A 13297-nucleotide genomic window follows, 5' to 3' on the forward strand; every position below is an offset into this window, starting at 1 on the left:
CCCCGCCGTGACCCGGGCACCCGCTGGCGGGGATACCCGTTTCACACCCGTCTACTCGGCCATTCGTCTTCCGCTGCCTCCGGCCGGCTGTCTCTGGCCGGCCCAGCCGGGACAGCCAATAAATCGACGAAAAGGTAAAACGAATGCCTGGTATCACGACCAGGTGTCGGAAGAACAGCCATCGGAACACAAAAACCACCGGAGCACGGACGAAAGAATACGGACACCTACAACGATGCGGACAGCCGGGGCGGAAAAGGAAACAAACCGGTACGGTACGGCACCCGGGCGCGTCACATGTTATCTGGACTGTCCGCCCTGCTGGTGAGCCACACGCGGCACATGCGCGTTTCCGCTGTCTTCTGCCGGACATGGCCGTCCCGGCCATGAGAGACCGGCCCGGCCACCCCGAGACCGGCCCGGTCGCCCGGGCCAGACCGGTCCGCGCGCGATGCCACGAGCGCGATACCACGGAGGTGGCACCGCATGTAAGCGCCCAGGAGACGCCGCGCGTAGGCGCGCTGCGGGGCCGGAGCGCGCGCGGCGCTACGAGGCGGCCAGGAAACGGTCGAGGACGCGGACGCCGAACCGCAGCGACTCGACCGGCACCCGCTCGTCCACACCGTGGAACATGCCGGCGAAGTCCAGGTCCGGCGGCAGCAGCAGGGGCGAGAAACCGAAGCAGCGGATACCGAGCCGGGAGAACGACTTGGCGTCGGTGCCCCCGGAAAGCATGTAGGGGACCGGGCGGGCAGCCGGATCCTCGGCCTTCAGCGCGCCCGCCATCGCGTCCACGAGCGGACCGTCGAAACCGGTCTCCAGCGCCTGGTCGAACACGACCCAGTCACGCCGGACGGCCGGGCCGATCAGCTCGTCGAGCTGGCGGAGGAACTCCTCCTCCTGGCCGGGCAGGAAACGGCCGTCCACGTGCGCGGTGGCCTCCCCCGGAATGACGTTGACCTTCTCCCCCGCGTCGAGCTGTGTCGGGTTCGCGGTGTTGCGGATGGTCGCCCCGATCATCCGGGCGATCGGGCCGAGCTTGGCGATCGTGGTCTCCAGGTCGTCGGCGTCGATCTCGATACCGAGGGCGTCGCCGATGGAGTCCAGGAACGTCCGGACGGTCGGGGTCAGCACGATCGGGAAGCGGTGCCGGCCGAGCCGCACGACCGCCTCGCACAGTGCCGTGACCGCGTTGTCGTCGCTGACCATCGAGCCGTGCCCGGCCCGGCCGGCGACGGTGAGCTTCATCCAGGCGATGCCCTTCTGGGCCGTCTCGATGAGGTAGAGGCGCAGGTCGTCGGAGACCGTGTAGGAGAAACCGCCCACCTCGCTGATCGCCTCGGTGCAGTCGGCGAACAGGTGCGGGTGGTTGTCGACCAGCCAGCGGGCCCCGAGCCGGCCGCCGGCCTCCTCGTCCGCGACAAAGGCAAGAACAAGGTCGCGTGGTGGCCGCCGGCCGGAACGCAGCAGGTCACGGACGACCGCGAGCGTCATCGCGTCCATGTCCTTCATGTCGACCGCGCCGCGCCCCCACAGGCTGCCGTCGACGATCTCGCCGCTGAACGGGTGGACCCGCCAGTCCGCCGGGTCCGCGGGCACCACGTCGAGATGGCCGTGGATGAGCAGCGGCGGACGGTGCGGATCGGCGCCCTCGACCCGGGCGATGACGCTGGTACGGCCGGGCTCGGACTCCAGGATGGTGGTCTGAAGGCCGACCTCGGCGAGCTTGGCCGCCACGTATTCGGCGGCGGCCCGCTCGTTACCGTCGCCGTTGCCCCGGTTCACCGAGTCGATACGCAGCAGGTCACGACAGATCTCGACGGCTTCGTCCTGCGCGGCCGCGCTCACCGGCGCTGGGCCTGCGGCTGCCGAGCCCGCGGTCTGTGGCCGGGCCGGGGGGATGTCGTCGGACGCGGGGAGATTGCTCGCCATCAGACCAGTCTGCCAGCCCGTCCGGCCCGGGCACCCATCTGCACCCTGTGGAGCTGACCGCGGCGAGTGCGTAGCCATTACGGGTCCGTCGTAGATGGTTTTTGGTTTTTTTGGAGATCAAAAATCGATGAGGACACGTCAACACCGTTGACTACAACGTGACTTACCCGCCGCGAGCAGAGGATCCCGCCCTGGCTACGGCTCGAGGTGGCAGCGCGGGCCCGCGCCCTGCGCGCCGAGGACGTCGTACGGGTTGACCAGCGCGCAGCGGTCTATCGACAGGCAGCCGCAGCCGATGCAGTCGGTGAGATGGTCGCGCAGCTGCTCCAGCCGCCGGATGCGGGCGTCGAGCTCCGCACGCCAGCGGGTGGACGCCCGTGCCCAGTCCTCCCGGGTGGGACTGTGCTCCTCCGGCAGCACGGCGAGGACGTCCCGGATCGTCGCGAGCGGTATGCCGACGCGTTGCGAGGCGCGGATGAAGGCGACCCGGCGCAGGACGTCCCTGCCGTAGCGACGCTGGTTGCCGGGGGTGCGCCGGGCGCGGATGAGGCCCTGCCACTCGTAGAAACGCAGCGCCGAGGTCGATACACCGCTGCGCGCGGCCAGCTCGCCGACCGTGATCTCCCGGACTTTCCGGACCGGCTGTGTCATGCGGACCACGGTAGCTTGACTTAAACCTTTATTGAGCTCTCAGGCTGGTGTCCAGGACGAGATCAACAAGATCGTCGGTCGTGGTGCCGTTGGAAACCGCCGGGAACCGAGGAGGACCTGCCATGCCAGAAGATCAGTTGCGGCTGGCCGTGATCGTGGGCAGTACGCGGGAGGGCCGGTTCGCGCCCGTGGTGGCGAACTGGTTCACCGGTCAGGCCGAACAGCGCGACGACCTGGCGCTCGACGTCGTCGACCTGGCCGAGGCACGGCTGCCCGCCGTGCTCACCAGGCAGCCGCCGCCCGAGGTGGCGGCGCTGGCCCCGCGGCTGGACGCGGCCGACGCGTTCGTCGTGGTGACACCGGAGTACAACCACTCCTATCCCGCCGCCCTGAAGAACGCCATCGACTGGTACTACACACAGTGGCAGGCCAAGCCGGTCGGGCTCGTCTCCTACGGGGGCCTGGCCGGCGGGCTGCGCGCGGTGGAACAGCTTCGCTTGGTATTCGCAGAACTACATGCGGTAACTATTCGCGAAACGGTCAGTTTTCACAACGTGCGGGAGAGGTTCGACGCCGCCGGCCAGCCGAAGGACGCCACCGGCCCGGGCACCGCGGCCAAGACCATGCTCGACCAGCTCGTGTGGTGGGCCCGGGCACTGCGCGACGCCCGGACGGCCCGCCCCTACGGCACCTGATCCCGCTCGGGCCCCGCTCGGACGGCCTCCTCGCCCGTCGTTACCCGGCAGGCGGGGCAGGCCGGGCAGGCCGGCGGAGCCGGCCCAAGCGCCTGCCGCCCATGGCGTCGATCTCCCCGGCTCAGCCGCCCGCCGGCCGGCTCCCCCACTCCCCCGCTCCCTTCCCACCGCCTCATCCCGGGACCTGCGGAATTACCGCGCGGGAGCGCATCGGGATCATTATAAGAATTCATCTTCATGATGATCGTTGCTGCTCGCCGGAGCCTGTCGTTCATCGCTCCGAAATGTAAATTTTGCAGGCGTTGGGCTGCCGCGACGTCCATCTCCGCACGTACCACGGCGGCGGCTGGCACACTGTGTCCCACCCTCTGGAGACAAGGCGAGGATGATGACACACTCGTGCCGGTCGCCCATCCGCCGGACTCGTTTTCCGGCGGCTCGCGGTGTTCGCGTTCGCTTTCGTCCCGGCGTGGCGGGTGGCCGGGGCCGCGTCACGACGCTCACAGTCATCTCGGTGGCTGTGATCCTGCTCGCTCAGGCCACACCGGCCCAGGCCGCGGACTCCACCCAGTACGGCCGTGACTCCTCCCGCGGCCTCGGCGTCGCCGTTCCGTTCAGCGGTTTCACCGACCGTAACGGACAGGCGGTCCCCATCTCGGGCGCGGTCGGGGTCGACCTGGTCCTCGGCTCGACCGCGCAGCCGTACCTGCCATGCCAGAACTACAATCCGCAGACCGGCACCGGCGACACCTTCATAAACGCCTGTGAGGTACGCGGTAGTTACACCACCTACACGCGCTTCGCAACCGGCCAGGGTATTCTTTTTCCGCACGGATACTTCATGCCCGACGTCCAGCCGGACTACGTCAATGGTGGTTCGCTGCGCACCGACTGGGGCGCCCGAACCGCCGGGCTCTCGCTGGAGTTCTACCCGGACGTCGCGCTCGACCAGGAATACGTCCACTCCCGTTTCTACGTGGACTATTTCAACTACCGGGCGAACGGCTGGACCTACTCCTACCACGTGGGAACGATCAAACTCGTGACTCTCGCGGATCCGGGCACCACCCGGATCATCGGCACCGTGACCCGCAACGGGGCGGCCCCGGCCGCGAAAGAGATCAAGTTCACCATCTTCGGCGGTGACGCCCGCTCCTCCGCCGACTACCCGATCTCCTCCTTCGCGGTCACCTACAGCAACGGCACGGACTGGACCAGCGGGGCGATGTACGCCGGGGCGCAGCGGGTCACCGTCGACGACACGGCAACCGGCCACCAGTGCGTCTACGATCTGCCGCGCATCAGCGGCCCGGACAACCGGCTGGACTTCGACGTGGCCCGCCCCGGTTTCGGCCGCGGCGACGGGCACTGCAACTTCTAGGGCGCCGCGGCTCCCCAGGACACCGTGGCTTCCGGCAAGGTACCTGTTCCGACAGGGCGCTCGGCTTCCACTAGGTTGAGTCCCCTGGTACGGACCACGCCCGCGGTCGAGGACCGCTGATCGGCTGTTCGACGGTTGTCATGATCGCCGAACAGCCGATGCCGGTGCCGGTGCGCCTGTCGGCTCCTGTCGACGGGCACGGGTGTGGCCCACAGCTGTTCCGCTGACACAGGAGGCTGACACGCAGCGCAGTCATGGCACCGGCACGGAGCCATCCTCTCCCTCTCTCCCTCTCCCTCCCCCGCCCACGGGACCGGCGATCCGGTCGACGGACGGGGCCGCGAGCGGGCCCGCGACGGGACGGGTACGTAAGTGGCTGCCGCTGCTGACGGTCTGTCTCGGCACCTTCATGCTGCTGGTCGACGTGACGATCGTGAACGTCGCCCTGCCGGGCATGGTGGTCGACCTCGACGCGTCGTTCGCCGCGTTGCAGTGGGTCGTCGACGCCTACGCGCTCGCGCTGGCCGCGCTCGTCCTCGGCACCGGCTCCATCGCGGACCTCGTCGGCCACCGCCGGGCCTACGTCGTCGGGCTCGCGGTGTTCGCGGCGTCGTCGTTCGCGTGCGGCATCGCGCCGAGCCCCGCGGCGCTCATCGCGGCACGCGCCGTACAGGGCGTCGGCGCCGCGGCCATGTTCGCGACGACGTTCGCGCTGCTCAACAGCTCCTACACCGGACGCGACCGCGGCAGCGCCTACGGCCTGTGGGGTGCGGTGTCGGGCGCGTCCGCCGCCATCGGCCCGATCATCGGCGGGCTGCTCACCGAGGGCGTGTCCTGGCGGTGGATCTTCTTCGTCAACCTGCCGGTCAGCGTCATCGCCATCGTGCTGTGCGTGTTCGTGCTCACAGACGCGCACGAGCCCGCCCACAGCAGGGTGGACGTCCCCGGCATGGTCACGTTCACCGCGGCGGCGGCGGGCACGACGTACGCGATCATCCGTGCGAGCGAGGAGGGCTGGTCCAACGCGCTCACCTGGTGGCTGCTCGCGCTGGCGGCGGTGCTGCTCGCCCTCTTCGCCGGCATCGAGTCGCGGTCGCCGCACGCCATGCTGGACCTCGCGCTGCTGCGTGACCGCGCGTTCGTCGGGGTGCTCGTCACGGGCGTCCTGCTGACGTTCGCCGCCTTCTCCGCGTTCGCCTACACCTCGATCTGGCTGCAGTCCGTGGTCGGTCTCAGCCCCATCGAGGCCGGGCTGACCGGTGTGCCGCTGTCGGTCATGGCGTTCATGGTCTCGGCGTCGACCGGCCGCCTCCTGCACGGCGTACGGCCCGACCGGATCCTCGGCGGCGGCCTGCTGGTCGTCGGCCTCGGCGACGCGCTCGCCGCCGGGCTCGTCCACGGCTCGGCGAGCTGGCCGGCGCTCATACCCGGTTTCGTGGTGATCGGCATCGGGGTGGGGATCGTGACGCCCGCGCTCGGCTCGGTCTCGATGGCGCTCGTGCCCGTGCGGCGCGGTGGCATGGCCGCCGGCGCGGTCAACACCGCGCGGCAGCTCGGTTTCGCCTTCGGTATCGCCGTCCTGGGCAGCGTGTTCGCCGCCCGCGCGCAGCGCAGCCTGTCCGGGCGCGGCGTCGAGGACGCGGCCCGCACGGCCCGCGCGGTCGCCGGCGGCCAGACGGCGTCGCTGCTGCACACGGCCCCGCCGAGCACCCGGCACGCCCTCGACACCGCCGTGCACGCCTCGGCGGTGACCGGTGTCCAGGGGGCGTTCGCGGTGGCCGCCGCGGCCGGCCTGCTCGCCGGCGTCCTCGTCCTCGTCCTGATGCGCCCCACCCGTCCGGCATCATGATCTGAATATTGATGATCCTAATGTTGTGACCATCGGAACCAGAAGATCAAATCGCGGGCCGGTGCCGTCAACGGCGTTGACTATCAAGGGGCGCGCCCGGCCATCCGACCGGGATCGATAGCCGCGGGGACTGCGCATGTTCGCCGAGGGCACCGCGGCGGCGGCGGACGCAGCGGCCGGGTGGCGGGCTGCCATACGCCTCGCGCTCATCCAAGATGCTCTCATTCATGAGCGTATCTTGGATGAGCGTCTACCGAGGGGATGTGTGTGACCGGGTTCATCGGGCGTGATCGAGAGCTCGCGGCGCTGGGCCGGATACTGCAACGGGTCGAATCCGGGGGGCGGGCCGGTCGTCCGGGCCGGGCGGTTCTGATGCGGGGACGACGCCGCGTCGGGAAGTCACGGCTTGCCGAGGAGTTCGTCGCGCGCGCGGGGGTCCCGTACGTGTTCTTCACCGCCTCCGCCCAGCCCGACACCGCGACGGATCTGCGGCTGTTCACCGAAGCGGTCCGCGGCTCCACCCTGCCGCGCGCGGACACCTTTCACGATCAACAGCCCCGGTCCTGGGACGCGGCACTGCACCTGCTCGCCGACGCGCTCCCGACGGACCGGGTATGCGTCGTGATTCTTGACGAAATGCCATATTTGATCACTAATGACGCGGGTTTTGAAGGCACGCTGCAGAAGCTGTTCGACCGCGAACTGTCCCACCGGCCGGTGCTGCTGCTGTGCATCGGCTCGGACCTGGCGATGATGGAGGCGCTGAACAGCTACGGCCGGCCGTTCCACCAGCGCGCCACCGAGATGGTGATCCCGCCGCTCAACCCGGCCGATGTCGCCGACATGCTCGGTCTCCCGCCCGCCGACGCCTTCGACGCCTATCTGATCACCGGCGGGCTGCCGCTGATCCTGGACGAGTGGCCGGCCGGCGTCCCGGTCGACGGCTATCTGAGCGAGGCTCTCGCGGATCCGACCTCGGCGCTGCTGGTGAGTGCCGAGCGGGCGCTCGCCGCCGAATTCCCGGTCGAGGCGCAGGCCCGCGACATTCTCGGCGCGATCGGCTCCGGCGAACGGACCTATTCACTGATCGGACGGGCCGCGGGTGGGATCCCGGCCGGCTCGCTGAGCCGGGCGCTTCGGTTGCTGACCACGAAACGCCTGGTCGAGGCCATGGTCCCGCTGTCGACCCAGCCATCCCGAGAAACCCGGTATGTGGTCGCCGACCCGTATCTGCGATTCTGGCTGACCTTTCTCGGCCCCAATCTCGCCGAGATCGAACGTGGTCGTGGCGACCTGGTCCGTGCCAGGATCGCGTCGTCCTGGAGCACCTGGCGCGGCCGCGCGATCGAGCCGGTTATCAGGGAGTCGCTGCGGCGTCTGCCTCCCGGGCCGCTGCCGGACGGGACGAACGTCATCGGCGGCTACTGGACCCGGACCAACAACCCCGAGATCGACATCGTCGGCGCGGACCGGGCACCGGTCGCCAGGCGCGTCACCCTGGTCGGCTCCATCAAGTGGCTGAACAACCGCGCGTTCGACCCGCACGATCTGGCCCAGCTCGTCGCCCATCGCTCCCGGCTGCCCGGCGCCGACGACTCGACCCCGCTGCTCGCGGTGACCCGCGCCGCGACGACGATGGACGGGATTCTCACTCTCGGCCCCGAGGATCTGCTCGCGGCGTGGCGTCCCTGATACACGGAGTAAAAAACCGGCGGGATGCCGTCAACATCGTTGACTATCTTGTCCTCGGCGCGACACGGCCGCCACGCCTTTACCGATACCCCCTATGGGTATAGAGTCGCTACCGCTGTAGATACCCCTGGAGGGTATGAGTGGGTGGAGGTGCGGATGAGCGCGGGCCACGGCTACATCGGGGACAAGGACGACTACCTCAAGCGGCTGCGGCGCATCGAGGGCCAGATCCGCGGCCTGCAACGGATGGTCGAGCAGGAGGAGTACTGCATCGACATCCTGACGCAGGTCTCGGCGGCGACGAAAGCGCTACGCTCGGTCGCGCTCGGTCTGCTCGACGCGCACATGGCGCACTGCCTCGTGCAGGCGGCGGCAGCCGGCGGCGAGGAGGCCGACCAGAAGGTACGGGAGGCCTCGGACGCGATCGCCCGCCTGCTCCGCTCCTGAGCGCCCACAACAACACGACGACACCCAACGACATGATCACGCTTCCACCGCGCCCGGCGCTCGTCCCCGCGTCCGGCAAACCCCGGGCGTGGACGGCGAAAGGCGGCACGGGCCACGGAAGGGACGTGGCTGTGCACCACCGACGACGCCAGGCGCACCCCGCAGTCGATCATGCCTTCCGGAAGGACCAACTGTGACCACGACCACCTACACCGTTGTCGGCATGAACTGCTCGCACTGTGTCGGCGCGGTGAGTACCGAGATCGGCCGGATCCCGGGCGTCAGCGACGTCCGGGTGGACCTGGACAGCGGCGCGGTAACGGTGATCAGCGAACAGCCGCTGGCGGAGACCACTGTCCGGGCCGCCGTGGACGATGCCGGCTACGAACTCGCCAGCCCCAACGCCAGCGCCAGCGCCAGCCGCCAGTAGAGCCGATCGGCGGCAGGGCCGGCCGGCCAGGAAGAAGCCGGCCGGCGAGAACCAGCCGGCGAGAACCAGCGGCATCGGCCGGCAGCATCGAGGCGGGCACGCCACAGCACCGAGGCACCTCGGCAGGGCGCGCCGGCCGAGCGGGAACGGAGGAACGAGCGCGATGAGCGTGACCGCGGATGCCGTGCCGCCCTCGGGCGTCCACGAGATCGATCTGTCGATCAGCGGGATGACCTGCGCGTCCTGCGCGGCGCGCATCGAGAAGCGGCTCAACCGGCTCGAGGGTGTGACCGCCACCGTCAACTACGCCACCGAGCGCGCGCACGTCGTCTACCCGGACCGGCTCACCCCGGCCGACCTGGTCACCGAGGTACAGCGGATCGGCTACCGCGCCCAGCCACCACGGGCGGCACAGGCGATGCGCCTCCTCCCGGCGCCTCCGGCCGGGGGCGGCGGGCCGGGCCGTCCGCCGCGAACCGTCCGGCCGGACGAGGCGCGGCGGGCCGCGGGCCAGGAACAGGAAGGAGAAGGAGGCGCGGAAGCGGGCCGGGCCGCCGCGGCGGCGGACCCCGCGACGGAGCGGGGGAGGCGCGTCGGCCCGCGGCGGCTACGACTGATCGTCTCCGGTGTGCTGAGCCTGCCGGTGCTGCTGCTCGCCATGGTGCCGGCGTTGCAGTTCGACAACTGGCAGTGGCTGTCGCTGGCGCTGGCGGCCCCGGTCGTGCTGTGGGGCGGCCTGCCGTTCCACCGGGCGGCGTGGGCGAACCTGCGCCACGGCGCGGCGACCATGGACACACTGGTCTCCATCGGCACGCTCGCGGCGTTCGGCTGGTCGCTGTACGCCCTGTTCTTCGGTCACGTGGGGACGCAGGGCATGACTGGCATGGTCATGCCCGCCGCGTCAGCCGCCGACCGGGGCGGCGGCGCGGACAGCGTCTACCTCGAGGTCGCCGCCGTGGTGACGACGCTCATCCTCACCGGCCGCTCCTTCGAGGCACGCGCCAAGCGGCGGGCCGGCGCCGCGCTGCGGGCACTGCTCGAGCTCGGCGCCAGGGACGTGACGGTCCTGCGCGACGGTCAGGAGCGGCGGATCGGCGTGGAGCAGCTGGCCGTGGGCGACCGCTTCGTGGTGCGCCCAGGCGAGAAGATCGCCACCGACGGGGTCGTGGAGCAGGGCCGTTGCGCGGTGGACGCGAGCATGCTCACCGGTGAGTCGGTGCCGGTCGAGGCCGGCGTGGGTGACGCGGTCACCGGCGCCACCGTGAACACCGACGGCCGGCTGGTGGTCCGGGCGACGCGGGTGGGCGCGGACACCCAGCTCGCGCGGATCGCGAAACTGGTCGTCGAGGCGCAGAGCGGGAAGGCCGCGGTCCAGCGGCTCGCCGACCGGGTGTCGGCCGTGTTCGTCCCGGTCGTGATCGGCCTCGCGGCCGTCACCCTCGCGGTGTGGCTCGCGCTCGGCGAGGGGCCGACGGCGGCGTTCACGGCCGCGGTGGCCGTGCTGATCGTCGCCTGCCCGTGCGCGCTCGGCCTGGCGACCCCCACCGCACTGCTCGTCGGCAGCGGCCGTGGCGCCCAGCTCGGCATCCTGATCAAAGGGCCGGAGGTGCTGGAATCGACCCGGCGGGTGGACACCGTCGTCCTGGACAAGACCGGGACACTGACCACCGGGCGGATGAGCCTGCTGACGGTCGTCACATCCGACGCCACCGGCACCGGCACCGGCAGTGGCACCGGCAGTGGCACCGGCGGTGGTACCGGCGGCGCGGGCGCCGGCGTCGACGAGGTGCTGCGGCTGGTTGGCGCGGTCGAGGCGGCCAGCGGGCACCCGATCGCGCGGGCGATCGCCCACGGCGCGCGGGAACGGCTCGGCGAGCTGCCGGACGTCGAGGACTTCACCAGCATCGACGGGTTCGGCGTGCGGGGGACGGTGGACGGCCAGAAGATCGTCACTGGTCGTCGTCGCCTGCTCGACGAGTGGTCGATGCGCATCCCCGACGATCTCGAACAGGCGGCCCGGGCCGCCGAACGGGACGGCCGCACGCCGGTGTTCGCCGGCTGGGACGGTGCCGCCCGCGCGGTGCTCGTCGTCGCCGACACGCTCCGGCCCGGCAGCGCGGACGCGGTCCGCCGGCTGCGCGGCCTCGGCCTGGCACCGGTCCTGCTCACCGGCGACAACGCCCGGGCCGCCCACGCGGTTGCCGCGCAGGCCGGCATCGACGAGGTGATCGCCGAGGCACTGCCCACGGACAAGGTCGACGTCGTCGCCCGGCTGCAGGCGCGGGGCCGGGTCGTCGCGATGATCGGGGACGGGGTCAACGACGCCGCCGCGCTCGCCCGCGCCGATCTGGGCCTGGCCGTGGGGACCGGGACGGACGCCGCGATCGAGGCAGCCGACATCACCCTCGTCCGCGGGGATCTCGGCGCGGCCGTGGACGCCGTCCGGCTGTCCCGGCGCACCCTGGCCACCATCAAGGGCAACCTGTTCTGGGCCTTCGCCTACAACGTCGTCGCCCTTCCACTGGCCGCCGCCGGCCTGCTCAACCCCATGATCGCCGGCGCGGCCATGGTGCTGAGCTCCGTGTTCGTCGTCTCCAGCTCGCTGCGGCTGCGCCGCTTCCGCCCCACCGGCCGCGACGCCGCCTCGCCCGCGTGAGGCGGTGATACCACCGAGACACCGCCAGCGTGAAGAAATGATCACAATCTGACGTGGAAGGCCGTTCGCGGCAGCTGTCGAGCCGTGTCAGGCTGGGAGAAGCCGAGCCGGACGGACCAACCAGGCGACACGGTCCGAAGGACCAACCAGGCGACACGGTGATGTCCGCTGTGTACCGCTGGTGGCCCGGGGCCCGCTGACGAGCTCTCCGCAGGATCCGCCGAGGCGAGATCTGTTGAGAAAGGTGGCGACCGGTCATGACCCGTACCAAGCGATGGACGGTCGACGTGTTCCTGATCGAGGACGACGGCCACACCCGCGCGGAGGCGGCCCTGCACACGGGGCCGCGTGCGGACGCCGGACGCGGGCTGCGGGGTGTCGGGCACGCGCGGCGGCATCCCGCCGACACCGAGATTCCCGAAATCGGCGACGAGGTCGCGGTCTCCCGCGCACTGTCCGAGCTGGCGTATCAGCTGCTCGACGCCGCGGCCGGCGACATCGAGGCGGTCACCCACCAGACGGCCCGCCTGCGCATGCCGCAGCACCACCAGGGCATCCGCCCCTGACGGCGGCCGAGCCGCGGCCCCGCGGTCAATCCCCGTCCGGCCGCGAGGCCGCCCTGAAGATCAAATCGTTGCGGCAATGCCGTCAACAGCGTTGACCACAGCGATGCGGCAGTAGTTCAACGCATCAGATCACGGGAACGAGGGACAGCCGGCCGCTCCGGCAGCCGTATGCCTACTCGTTCTCATGACCGGGCGCTGGGACGGGGCCGCTGGGCGGGGAGACGACGCGGCCCCCGGTCCGTGATCGACCGGGGGCCGCGAACGGGCCGCGAACGGGGAAGAGCCGTGAACGAGGACTGTCGTTACGGCTTCACGGCCAGGTCGGAGACCGCGGTCCCGGCCGGGAACTGCCCGATCAGGCTGACGTGCCCGGTGAGCAGGTTGACCGAGTAGAGGCCGTACTGACCGGCGACCGACAGCGCCGCGAACCCGGCGGCGTCGACGGAGGTGCCCCCGGAGACCGTGCTGTAGATGTCGAGACCGGCGTTGAGAGCCGGGTCCACGCCGAGTGCGCCGACCGTGGTGAGGGTGCCACTGTTCGGCGGCGCCTGGATCGCCAGCTGGTTGAGGTTGGTGTCGATGGTGAACAGCGTGGTGCCGGTCGCCGGGTCGCTGTCGTTGTTGGTGTAGGCGACGGCGGTGGCACCGAGGGCGGACAACGGGGTGTCCGTGGTCGTCACATGGGTGACGACATCGTGGTGCAGGTTCAGCCCCGAGTCACTGACGACGCGCAGCAGGCCGTCGACAGGGTCGAAGTCGACGCCGAAGGAGGTGAAACCGGACGGCGGGCCACCCAGGTGGGACACTCCGGTGGCCACTCCGGTGGTGGTGTTCAGCGTGTAGACGCCGCCACCGTTGCCCACGCCGTAGAGCAGCCCGTCCTGGGGCCGGTAGTCGATCCCGATGAGCGAGGTGTCCTGGCCGATGAGCCCGGTGACGGGCACCCCCGCCCCCGCGCGCTGCGGGGACCGGGTGGAGAACGGGACCAGCCTGCCGCC

The 13297-nt window shown here is 70.7% G+C and carries 11 protein-coding genes; 8 read left to right on the top strand and 3 right to left on the bottom strand.

The genetic code is table 11. The features are described from left to right. Positions 1 to 546: 546 nt before the first annotated feature. The gene (locus tag NBX02_RS11755; RefSeq protein ID WP_250280472.1) at positions 547 to 1932 is read right to left on the bottom strand and encodes a M20/M25/M40 family metallo-hydrolase; all 1386 of its coding nucleotides are present in this window, start codon (positions 1930 to 1932) and stop codon (positions 547 to 549) included. 195 nt (positions 1933 to 2127) lie between these two features. Continuing rightward, entirely contained in the window at positions 2128 to 2583 is a 456-nt protein-coding gene (gene soxR / locus NBX02_RS11760) for a redox-sensitive transcriptional activator SoxR (protein ID WP_250280474.1), read from the bottom strand. A gap of 122 nt (positions 2584 to 2705) precedes the next feature. On the opposite strand from soxR, the gene NBX02_RS11765 reads away from it, so the two are divergent. The 8 genes from NBX02_RS11765 to NBX02_RS11800 all read left to right on the top strand — a co-directional run bounded on the left by NBX02_RS11765 (position 2706) and on the right by NBX02_RS11800 (position 12299). Then, the gene (locus tag NBX02_RS11765) at positions 2706 to 3278 is read left to right on the top strand and encodes an NADPH-dependent FMN reductase (protein WP_250280476.1); all 573 of its coding nucleotides are present in this window, start codon (positions 2706 to 2708) and stop codon (positions 3276 to 3278) included. 514 nt (positions 3279 to 3792) lie between these two features. Continuing rightward, positions 3793 to 4659, top strand: a complete 867-nt coding sequence (locus NBX02_RS11770; RefSeq protein ID WP_250291319.1) for a hypothetical protein — start codon at positions 3793 to 3795, stop codon at positions 4657 to 4659. A gap of 319 nt (positions 4660 to 4978) precedes the next feature. Then, the gene (locus NBX02_RS11775) at positions 4979 to 6508 is read left to right on the top strand and encodes an MFS transporter (protein WP_445548385.1); all 1530 of its coding nucleotides are present in this window, start codon (positions 4979 to 4981) and stop codon (positions 6506 to 6508) included. 267 nt (positions 6509 to 6775) lie between these two features. Beyond that, positions 6776 to 8200: a DUF234 domain-containing protein gene (locus NBX02_RS11780; RefSeq protein ID WP_250280481.1), complete on the top strand. Its 1425-nt coding sequence runs from the start codon at positions 6776 to 6778 to the stop codon at positions 8198 to 8200. A 156-nt stretch (positions 8201 to 8356) separates the two neighbouring features. Next, the gene (locus tag NBX02_RS11785) at positions 8357 to 8647 is read left to right on the top strand and encodes a metal-sensitive transcriptional regulator (RefSeq protein WP_250280484.1); all 291 of its coding nucleotides are present in this window, start codon (positions 8357 to 8359) and stop codon (positions 8645 to 8647) included. 193 nt (positions 8648 to 8840) lie between these two features. Continuing rightward, positions 8841 to 9077 (top strand): heavy-metal-associated domain-containing protein, encoded by a 237-nt coding sequence (locus tag NBX02_RS11790; RefSeq protein ID WP_250280485.1) that lies wholly within the window; start codon positions 8841 to 8843, stop codon positions 9075 to 9077. Between the two features lie 163 nt (positions 9078 to 9240). Next, complete coding sequence (locus NBX02_RS11795) at positions 9241 to 11733, top strand: heavy metal translocating P-type ATPase (protein WP_250280488.1); 2493 nt, start codon at positions 9241 to 9243, stop codon at positions 11731 to 11733. A 257-nt stretch (positions 11734 to 11990) separates the two neighbouring features. Further along, the gene (locus tag NBX02_RS11800; RefSeq protein ID WP_250280490.1) at positions 11991 to 12299 is read left to right on the top strand and encodes a DUF1876 domain-containing protein; all 309 of its coding nucleotides are present in this window, start codon (positions 11991 to 11993) and stop codon (positions 12297 to 12299) included. Positions 12300 to 12601: 302 nt separating this feature from the next. On the opposite strand, the gene NBX02_RS11805 is transcribed toward NBX02_RS11800, so the two are convergent. After that, on the bottom strand, positions 12602 to 13297 hold a 696-nt coding region (locus NBX02_RS11805; protein ID WP_250291321.1), incomplete at its 5' end, for a DUF4394 domain-containing protein.

It is taken from the genome of Protofrankia sp. CiP1_Cm_nod1 (assembly GCF_920888515.1).
Taxonomy (GTDB): Bacteria; Actinomycetota; Actinomycetes; order Frankiales; family Frankiaceae; genus Protofrankia.

Coding starts and splice junctions, on each gene's coding strand:
- NBX02_RS11795 (WP_250280488.1), top strand. CDS start 9,241: ATGAGCGTGACCGCGGATGCCGTGCCGCCCTCGGGCGTCCACGAGATC.
- soxR (WP_250280474.1), bottom strand. CDS start 2,583: ATGACACAGCCGGTCCGGAAAGTCCGGGAGATCACGGTCGGCGAGCTG.
- NBX02_RS11800 (WP_250280490.1), top strand. CDS start 11,991: ATGACCCGTACCAAGCGATGGACGGTCGACGTGTTCCTGATCGAGGAC.
- NBX02_RS11765 (WP_250280476.1), top strand. CDS start 2,706: ATGCCAGAAGATCAGTTGCGGCTGGCCGTGATCGTGGGCAGTACGCGG.
- NBX02_RS11785 (WP_250280484.1), top strand. CDS start 8,357: ATGAGCGCGGGCCACGGCTACATCGGGGACAAGGACGACTACCTCAAG.
- NBX02_RS11755 (WP_250280472.1), bottom strand. CDS start 1,932: ATGGCGAGCAATCTCCCCGCGTCCGACGACATCCCCCCGGCCCGGCCA.